Genomic DNA, 8,749 nt, shown 5'->3' with positions numbered 1-8,749 from the left:
ACAAGGTGCTGGCCGGGGTGACCGAAATCGTGCACGAGATGGCGGGGGGCCTGTCCGGCGGCGACGACGCGGCCCACGCCATCATGACCACCGACACGGTCCCCAAGCAGGTCGTCGTCGACGGGCCCGGCTGGTCGGTGGGCGGCATGGCCAAGGGGGCGGGCATGCTCGCCCCGCAGCTGGCCACGATGCTGGTGGTGCTCACCACCGACGCCGTCGCCGACCCTCGCGACCTCGACACCGCGCTCAGGGCCGCGACCAGGGTCAGCTTCGACCGGCTGGACTCCGACGGCTGCATGTCGACCAACGACACGGTGGCGGTGCTGGCCAGCGGCGCCAGCGGCATCACCCCGAGTCTGCCGGACCTCGCCGACGCCCTCACCCGGGCCTGCACCGACCTCGCGATGCAGCTCCTCGCCGACGCGGAGGGTGCCGACCACGAGATCGCCATCACCGTGCTGAACGCGGCCTCGGAGGACGACGCCGTCGAGGTCGCCAGGTCGGTCGCGCGCAGCAACCTGTTCAAGGCCGCCGTCTTCGGCAACGACCCGAACTGGGGCAGGGTGCTCGCCTCCATCGGCACCACCCGCGCGGCCTTCGACCCGGCCGACCTCGACGTCGCCATGAACGGCGTGTGGGTCTGCCGCCGGTCCACCCCGGCCGCCGACCCGGCGACGGTGGACCTCCAGCCCCGCGAGGTCACCGTCACCGTCGACCTCAAGGCCGGCGACGCCCGGGCCACGGTCTGGACCAACGACCTGACCCACGCCTACGTCCACGAGAACAGCGCGTACTCCTCATGAACGACTCGACGACCGGCCAGTTCGACACCAGCAAGCCTGACCAGGCCAAGGCGCGCACCCTCGCAGCCGCGCTGCCGTGGCTGAAGCAGTACCACGGCAAGATCGTGGTGGTGAAGTACGGCGGCAACGCCATGACCGACGACGCGCTCAAGCGCGCGTTCGCCGAGGACATCGCCTTCCTGCGCTTCGCCGGGTTCAAGCCCGTCGTGGTGCACGGTGGCGGACCGCAGATCTCCCGGATGCTCGACAAGCTCGACATCGAGTCGGAGTTCCGCGGCGGCCTGCGCGTCACCACGCCCGAGGCGATGGACGTCGTCCGGATGGTGCTCGTCGGCCAGGTCCAGCGCGAGCTCGTCGGCCTGATCAACGAACACGGCCCGCTGGCCGTCGGGTGCTCGGGGGAGGACGCCGGCCTGTTCACCGCCGAGCCCGCCACCACCGTCGTCGACGGCGAGCCGGTGGACCTCGGCCTCGTGGGCGAGGTGACCAAGGTCCGTCCCGAGAGCGTGCTCGACCTGATCGAAGCCGGCCGGATCCCGGTCGTCTCCAGCGTCGCGCCGGACGAGAACGGCGCGGTCTACAACGTGAACGCCGACACGGCGGCCGCCGCGCTGGCGGTCGCGCTGAAGGCCGAGAAGCTGCTGGTGCTCACCGACGTCGAGGGCCTCTACCTCGACTGGCCGGACCCGACCGACGTGATCGGCGAGATCAGCCCCGAGGCGCTGGAGAAGATCATGCCGACGCTGGCCAGCGGCATGGTGCCCAAGATGGGAGCCTGCCTGAAGGCCGTCCAGGAGGGCGTCCCGCGCGCCACGGTGGTCGACGGCCGCGAGCCGCACGCCGTCATCCTGGAGCTGTTCACCCACGAGGGCGTCGGCACCCAGGTGCTGCCCGGCGTCGAGACCAAGACCCGGAAGGTGAGGGACGCCCAGTGACCGAGACCCAGAAGTGGACCGAGCGCTACGGCCACGCCCTCATGAACACCTTCGGACCGCCGAAGCTGGTGCTCGAGCGCGGCCAGGGCTGCCGGGTCTGGGACGTCGACGGCAACGAGTACGTCGACTTCCTCGGCGGGATCGCCGTCAACACGCTCGGCCACGCCCACCCGGCGCTGGTCGGCGCCGTCACCCGCCAGCTGGAGACGCTCGGCCACGTGTCGAACTTCTTCGCCACCAAGCCCCAGATCGAGCTGGCCGAGCGGCTGCTCGAGCTGGCCGCCCCGGGGGTCGAGGGCCGGGCCTTCCTCTGCAACTCCGGCGCCGAGGCCAACGAGGCCGCGCTCAAGCTCAGCCGCCTGACCGGCCGCACGCGCGTGGTCGCGATGGAGGACGCCTTCCACGGGCGCACGATGGGCAGCCTGGCGCTGACCTCCAAGGCCGCCTACCGCGAGCCGTTCGAGCCGCTCCCGGGCGACGTCACCTGGGTGCCCTACGGCGACGTCGACGCGCTGGCCGCGGCGGTCACCGAGGAGACGGCCGCCGTGGTCATCGAGCCGCTGCAGGGCGAGGCCGGGGTCAACGTGGCGAGCGCGGAGTTCCTGCGCGCCGCTCGCGAGATCACCACCCGCTCCGGCGCGCTCCTGTGGTTGGACGAGATCCAGTCGGGCATGGGACGCACCGGCACCTGGCTGGCGAGCCACCCCGCCGGCATCACGCCGGACCTAGTGACGCTGGCCAAGGGCCTGGCGGGCGGGATCCCGATCGGCGCGCTGCTCGCCTTCGGTGACGCCGCCGGGCTCTTCGCCCCGGGCAACCACGGCACCACCTTCGGCGGCAACCCGGTCGCCACGGCCGCGGCGCTCGCCGTCATCGACACCATCGGCTCGGAGGGCCTGCTCGCCCACGCGGTCGAGATGGGCGACCGGCTCCGGTCCGGTGTCGCCGCGGACGCACGGGTCGCCGAGGTCCGGGGCACCGGCGTGCTGGTGGGTCTCACCCTGACCGGGGTCGAGGCTCCGGCTGTCGTGGCGGCCGCCCAGGCCGCGGGCTGGATCGTCAACGCGACCGGACCGGACCGCATCCGGTTCGCGCCGCCGCTCGTGGTCGGTCCCGAGGACGTCGACGCCTTCGTCGCCGCCTGGCCCGGCATCCTGGACTCCGCTGCCGAGGGGGCTGCCCGATGACGCGTCACTTCCTGGCCGACGACGACCTCACGCCCGCCGAGCAGGCCGAGGTCCTGGACCTCGCCGCCCGCCTCAAGGCCGCGCCGTACGACGCCCGCCCGCTGGCCGGTCCGCAGTCGGTCGCGATGGTCTTCGACAAGCCGACGCTGCGCACCCAGGTCTCCTTCGGTGCCGGGATCGCCGAGCTCGGCGGGCACCCGATGCTCATCGACGGCCAGCTCGCCGGCATCGGCGTCCGCGAGTCGGTCGAGGACGTCGCCCGGGTCCTCGGCCGCCAGGTCTCGGCCATCGTGTGGCGGACCTTCGCGCAGACCGACCTCGAGCTGATGGCCCGGTACGCCGGCGTCCCGGTCGTCAACGCGCTGACCGACGAGTTCCACCCCTGCCAGCTCCTCGCGGACCTGCTCACCGTCCGCGAGAGCAAGGGCACCCTCGCCGGCCTCACCGTGGCCTTCGTCGGCGACGGCGCCTGCAACATGGGCAACTCCTGGCTGCTCGCCGGCGCGAGCGCCGGCATGCACGTCCGGGTGAGCGCCCCGCAGGGCTACGTCCCGGCGCCGGCGATGTTCGAGCGCGCCAACGCGATCGGCGCCGGCACCGGCGGCTCGGCCGTCGAGGTGGCGGACCCCGTCGAGGCCGTCACGGGCGCGGACGTGGTCGTCACCGACACCTGGGTCTCGATGGGCAAGGAGGAGGAGTCGGCCGCCCGCGAGGCCGTCTTCGGCCCGTGGTCGCTCACCACCGAGCTGGTCGGGCACGCCCGGCCGGACGCGATCGTGCTGCACTGCCTGCCGGCGTACCGCGGCAAGGAGATCGCCGCCGAGGTCCTCGACGGCCCGCAGAGCGTCGTGTGGGACGAGGCGGAGAACCGGCGGCACGCGCAGAAGGCGGTGCTGGCCTTCCTGATGGAGCGATCAGCGGGGGAGCCGTGAGCGAGTCCGCGCTCCGGCCGGCGACCAAGCAGGCCCGGCACCAGCACATCGTCGAGCTGGTCACCCACCACGAGGTCCGCTCGCAGACCGAGCTGGCCGACCTGCTCGCCGCGGGCGGCGTACGGGTCACCCAGGCCACGCTCTCGCGCGACCTGGTCGAGCTGGACGCGATCAAGGTCCGCTCGGCCTCGGGCGCGCTCGTGTACGCCGTACCTGCTGAGGGCGGAGACCGCCGGCCCGCGGCTCCGGTCGAGACGGCGGCCGCCTCGGCCCGGCTCGCCCGGCTGTGCGGCGAGCTGCTCGTCAGCGCGGACGCCAGCGCCAACCTGGTCGTCCTGCGCACCCCGCCGGGGGCGGCCCAGTTCCTGGCCTCGGCCTTCGACAAGGCGGAGTTCCCGGAGATCCTCGGCACCATCGCCGGCGACGACACCGTCCTGGTCATCGGCCGGGACCCCGTCGGCGGCGACGACCTCGCCCGGCGGTTCCTCTCGCTCGCCGACCACCACGACAAGCAACACCACAACGACAAGCAGAAGGAAGTCCACTCGTGAGCAAGGTCCTGACGTCCCTCCCGGTCGGCCAGCGTGTCGGCATCGCGTTCTCCGGGGGGTTGGACACCTCGGTCGCGGTGGCCTGGATGCGCGACAAGGGTGCGATCCCCTGCACCTACACCGCGGACATCGGCCAGTACGACGAGCCCGACATCTCCGGCGTCCCCGACCGGGCCAAGGCGTACGGCGCCGAGATCGCCCGCGCCGTCGACTGCCGCACCCAGCTGGTCGAGGAGGGCCTGGCCGCGATGGCCTGCGGCGCCTTCCACATCCGCTCCGGCGGCCGCACGTACTTCAACACCACCCCGCTCGGCCGCGCCGTCACGGGCAGCCTGCTGGTGCGCGCCATGCACGAGGACGGCGTCGACATCTGGGGCGACGGGTCGACGTTCAAGGGCAACGACATCGAGCGGTTCTACCGCTACGGCCTGCTTGCGAACCCGCAGCTGCTCATCTACAAGCCGTGGCTGGACGCCGAGTTCGTCCAGGAGCTGGGTGGTCGCGCCGAGATGAGCCAGTGGCTCGTCGACCACGACCTCCCGTACCGCGACTCCAAGGAGAAGGCCTACTCCACCGACGCCAACATCTGGGGCGCCACCCACGAGGCCAAGACCCTCGAGCACCTCGACGTCTCGCTCGAGACCGTCGAGCCGATCATGGGCGTGAAGTTCTGGGACCCCAGCGTGCAGATCGAGACCGAGGACGTCACGATCCGCTTCGACCAGGGCCGGCCGGTCGCGATCAACGGCACCACCTACGCCGACGCGGTCTCGCTGGTGATGGAGGCCAACGCCATCGGCGGCCGGCACGGGCTCGGCATGTCCGACCAGATCGAGAACCGCATCATCGAGGCCAAGTCCCGCGGCATCTACGAGGCGCCCGGCATGGCGCTGCTGTGGACGGCGTACGAGCGACTGCTGAACGCGATCCACAACGAGGACACGATCGCCAACTACACCGCGCAGGGCCGCCAGCTCGGCCGGCTGCTCTACGAGGGCCGCTGGCTGGACCCGCAGGCCCTGATGATCCGCGAGTCGATCCAGCGCTGGATCGCGTCGCTGGTGACCGGCGAGGTGACGCTGCGGCTGCGCCGCGGCGAGGACTACACCGTGCTGCGCACCGACGGCCCGGCGTTCTCCTACCACCCCGACAAGCTGTCGATGGAGCGCACCGACAACGCGGCGTTCGGCCCGGTCGACCGGATCGGCCAGCTGACCATGCGCAACCTCGACATCGCCGACTCGCGCTGGAAGCTCGAGATGTACGCCGACCAGCCCGTCGAGCAGGGCCAGGTGCTCGTCGAGCACGGCACCCTCTTCGGCGAGCTGCCCGCCGGCGGCTACGACCGGATCGCCAGCAACCCCGAGGCCGAGGGCGAGCTGCACGACGAGGCCCTGGACGCCGCGGCGATGGAGTTCGGCACCGACTGATGCCGATCGAGCGCGCCTCGTCGCGAGTCTTGCCGGTGAGTCCCGACGGTCAGGTCCTGCTCCTGCAGGACCAGGATCCTGCCCGTCCGGGAGCACTGCGCTGGGGGAGCATCGGCGGGGGGATCGACACCGGCGAGTCGCCTGTCGACGCCGCGCTTCGTGAGCTGCGGGAGGAGACCGGCATCGTCGTTGGCGCCGAGGAACTGGTCGGTCCGTTCCACCGTGCCGAGGCGGCCTACACCTACGACAGCGTCGACTACGTCGGCGTCCACACCTACTTCGGGCTGCGCCTGGACCGTGACGTCGACGTGACCTTCGACCATCTCGCGCCGGATGAGGTGGACACGGTCGTCGCAGCGGGCTGGTGGACGGCTGCGGGGCTGGACGCCGGTGCGGTGTTCCTCCCACCTGACCTACCCGCGATCATGACTGCGGCGATCGCCGCGGTGAGAGGAGAGCTGTGAGCACGACCAACGAGGGCAAGCTGTGGGGCGGCCGGTTCGCCGGCGGTCCGTCGCCGGAGCTCGACGCCCTGTCGCGCTCGACGCACTTCGACTGGCGGCTCACGCCGTACGACCTGGCGGGTTCGCGGGCGCACGCCAACGCGCTCCACCGTGCCGGACTGCTCGCCGACCCCGACCACGCCGAACTGCTGCGCGGTCTCGACACGCTGGGGGAGCGGTACGCCGACGGCTCGCTGGCCCCCGACCCGTCCGACGAGGACGTCCACGGCGCACTGGAGCGGCTGCTTCTGGAGGAGGTCGGCCCCGACGTCGGCGGTCGCCTCCGCGCCGGACGCAGCCGCAACGACCAGATCGCGACGCTCTTCAAGGTGTTCCTGCGCGACCACGCCCGGATCGTCGGGGGCCTGGCCCTCGACCTGGTGGACGTGCTCGTCGCCCAGGCGAGTGAGCACCTGGAGCCGGTCCCGACCGTGATGCCCGGGCGCACGCACCTCCAGCACGCCCAGCCCGTGCTGCTGGCCCACCATCTGCTCGCCCACGCCTGGCCGCTGCTGCGCGACGTCGATCGGCTGCTCGACTGGGACGCCCGGGTCGCTGCCGACTCGCCGTACGGCTCCGGCGCCCTGGCCGGGCAGAGCCTCGGCCTGGATCCCGAGGGGGTCGCCGCCGAGCTCGGCTTCACCGGCTCCAGCGCGAACTCCATCGACGGCACCGCCGCGCGCGACTTCGTCGCCGAGTTCGCCTTCGTGGCGGCGCAGATCGGCGTGGACGTGAGCCGGCTCGCCGAGGAGGTCATCCTCTGGTCGACCCGCGAGTTCGCGTTCGTCACCCTGCACGACTCCTGGTCGACGGGGTCGAGCATCATGCCGCAGAAGAAGAACCCCGACATCGCGGAGCTCGCCCGGGGCAAGGCGGGCCGGGTGATCGGCAACCTGTCCGGACTGCTGGCCACCCTGAAGGCGCTGCCGCTGGCGTACAACCGGGACCTCCAGGAGGACAAGGAGCCGGTCTTCGACTCGGTCGACACCCTCGAGGTCCTGCTCCCGGCGTTCTCGGGCATGGTCGCGACCCTGGTCTTCGACCGCGAGCGGCTCGCCGAGCTCGCCCCGCAGGGCTTCTCGCTCGCGACCGACGTGGCCGAGTGGCTGGTGCGCGAGAACGTCCCGTTCCGCATCGCCCACGAGCTCGCCGGCGCCTGCGTACGCCGGTGCGAGGAGCTCGGGGTCGAGCTCGCCGACCTGAGCGACGAGCAGTTCGCCGAGATCGACGCGCGACTGACCCCCGCGGTCCGCGAGGTCCTGACGGTCGAGGGCTCGGTCGCCTCGCGCGCCGGTCGCGGAGGCACCGCGCCGGCCCGGGTCCGCGAGCAGCTCGACGAGGTCGCCGCGGTGGCGGCGCGGCACCGTGGTCGCCTCGGCTGATCTGACGACGCAGCTGGCGGGGCCGGCCTTGGAGGTGGCCCCGCGGCTCCTCGGCGCCCGGCTGACGCACGCGGGCGTGACCGTCCGGATCACCGAGGTCGAGGCGTACGCCGGCGCCGCCGACCCCGGCTCGCACGCCTACCGCGGTCTGACCCGCCGCAACGCGGTGATGTTCGGCCCGGCCGGTCGGCTCTACTGCTACTTCACCTACGGGATGCACGTGTGCTGCAACGTGGTGACCGGCCCGGAGGGGGAGGCCAGCGCGGTCCTGCTCCGGGCGGGCGAGGTCGTCGACGGCCTGGAGACCGCCCGGGCACGCCGCCCCGGCTCGACCGACCGGGACCTGGCCCGCGGCCCGGCCCGCCTCTGCCGAGCTCTGGACATCGAGCTCGCCCACGACGGGTCCGACCTCGGAGCGGGGCCGATCCGGCTCGAGCTCGACGAGCCCGTCCTGGACGTCTCGACCGGACCCCGGGTGGGCCTGCGCGGAGCCCCCGAGCGGCCCTGGCGGTTCTGGATGACGGGGGAGCGGAGCGTCTCGGCGTACCGCCCGGCCAAGCCGCGCTGAGGGCTGCGGCCCCCACCGTCCACCCCGATTTTGCGTGCCCGACGGACCCGTGTAATGTTCTTTCTCGCCGCAGCAAGCGGATCCACTCGGGCCGAGAGGCCGAACTGGGTGGCTTCTGCACGTCCGCGGCACGAAGCTCCAGCACGGGCCAGCGGTCAAGTTGACGCGGTCGGCCCGGACCGGTAAGTTTCTGCAGGTTGCCCCGGGGGCGGCGCGAGAGTGTCGAGCCCGGTGTGCGTCTGATTCTTGAGAACTCAACAGTGTGTCATAGTCGACGAATTAGTTTGTTATGCCCCGTCGGCCGGCGTGATCCTCACTTTGTGGGGTGAGTGTTGGTTGATGGTTTCTTTGGTAAGACAATGATTCTGGCAATTATGTCAGTTTCGTCTTGTCAGGCATCTCTTTTTCCCGCGTGCCAGTTTCTGGTGTGTGGGTGTTGTTTTCAACGGAGAGTTTGA

The 8,749-nt window shown here is 71.8% G+C and carries 9 protein-coding genes; all 9 read left to right on the top strand.

Features of this window, described 5'->3' with window-relative positions; genetic code table 11:
• The coding region (locus VMF51_RS20095) for a bifunctional ornithine acetyltransferase/N-acetylglutamate synthase (RefSeq protein ID WP_325476246.1) at positions 1–803 on the top strand (803 nt) is incomplete at its 5' end.
• Positions 800–1,738, top strand: coding sequence for an acetylglutamate kinase (argB, locus tag VMF51_RS20090; RefSeq protein ID WP_325476245.1), 939 nt, complete (start codon positions 800–802; stop codon positions 1,736–1,738). The genes VMF51_RS20095 and argB, both read left to right, overlap by 4 nt.
• Positions 1,735–2,925, top strand: coding sequence for an acetylornithine transaminase (locus tag VMF51_RS20085; protein WP_325476244.1), 1,191 nt, complete (start codon positions 1,735–1,737; stop codon positions 2,923–2,925). Before argB ends, VMF51_RS20085 begins: the two co-directional genes overlap by 4 nt.
• Positions 2,922–3,857, top strand: coding sequence for an ornithine carbamoyltransferase (gene argF, locus VMF51_RS20080; protein ID WP_325476243.1), 936 nt, complete (start codon positions 2,922–2,924; stop codon positions 3,855–3,857). Before VMF51_RS20085 ends, argF begins: the two co-directional genes overlap by 4 nt.
• Entirely contained in the window at positions 3,854–4,408 is a 555-nt protein-coding gene (locus tag VMF51_RS20075) for an arginine repressor (RefSeq protein ID WP_325476242.1), read from the top strand. Before argF ends, VMF51_RS20075 begins: the two co-directional genes overlap by 4 nt.
• Entirely contained in the window at positions 4,405–5,838 is a 1,434-nt protein-coding gene (gene argG / locus VMF51_RS20070; protein ID WP_325476241.1) for an argininosuccinate synthase, read from the top strand. The genes VMF51_RS20075 and argG overlap by 4 nt, the downstream gene beginning before the upstream one ends.
• Positions 5,838–6,302 carry an NUDIX hydrolase gene (locus VMF51_RS20065; RefSeq protein ID WP_325476240.1) on the top strand — a complete coding sequence of 155 codons (465 nt, stop codon included), beginning with the start codon at positions 5,838–5,840 and terminating at the stop codon, positions 6,300–6,302. Before argG ends, VMF51_RS20065 begins: the two co-directional genes overlap by 1 nt.
• Positions 6,299–7,723 (top strand): argininosuccinate lyase, encoded by a 1,425-nt coding sequence (argH, locus tag VMF51_RS20060; protein WP_325476239.1) that lies wholly within the window; start codon positions 6,299–6,301, stop codon positions 7,721–7,723. Before VMF51_RS20065 ends, argH begins: the two co-directional genes overlap by 4 nt.
• 34 nt (positions 7,724–7,757) lie before the next feature.
• Complete coding sequence (locus VMF51_RS20055; RefSeq protein ID WP_414689489.1) at positions 7,758–8,291, top strand: DNA-3-methyladenine glycosylase; 534 nt, start codon at positions 7,758–7,760, stop codon at positions 8,289–8,291.
• Positions 8,292–8,749 lie beyond the last annotated feature (458 nt).

The organism is Nocardioides sp. (assembly GCF_035503875.1).
In the GTDB taxonomy this organism is placed as follows: domain Bacteria; phylum Actinomycetota; class Actinomycetes; order Propionibacteriales; family Nocardioidaceae; genus Nocardioides.
Note: the sequence above shows the minus strand (reverse complement) of the source record. Positions and strands in the feature narration are given on the sequence as shown.

Bases quoted from the DNA above. Each gene is read 5' to 3' on its own strand.
- argB (WP_325476245.1), top strand. From the start codon at position 800: ATGAACGACTCGACGACCGGCCAGTTCGACACCAGCAAGCCTGACCAG.
- argF (WP_325476243.1), top strand. From the start codon at position 2,922: ATGACGCGTCACTTCCTGGCCGACGACGACCTCACGCCCGCCGAGCAG.
- VMF51_RS20065 (WP_325476240.1), top strand. From the start codon at position 5,838: ATGCCGATCGAGCGCGCCTCGTCGCGAGTCTTGCCGGTGAGTCCCGAC.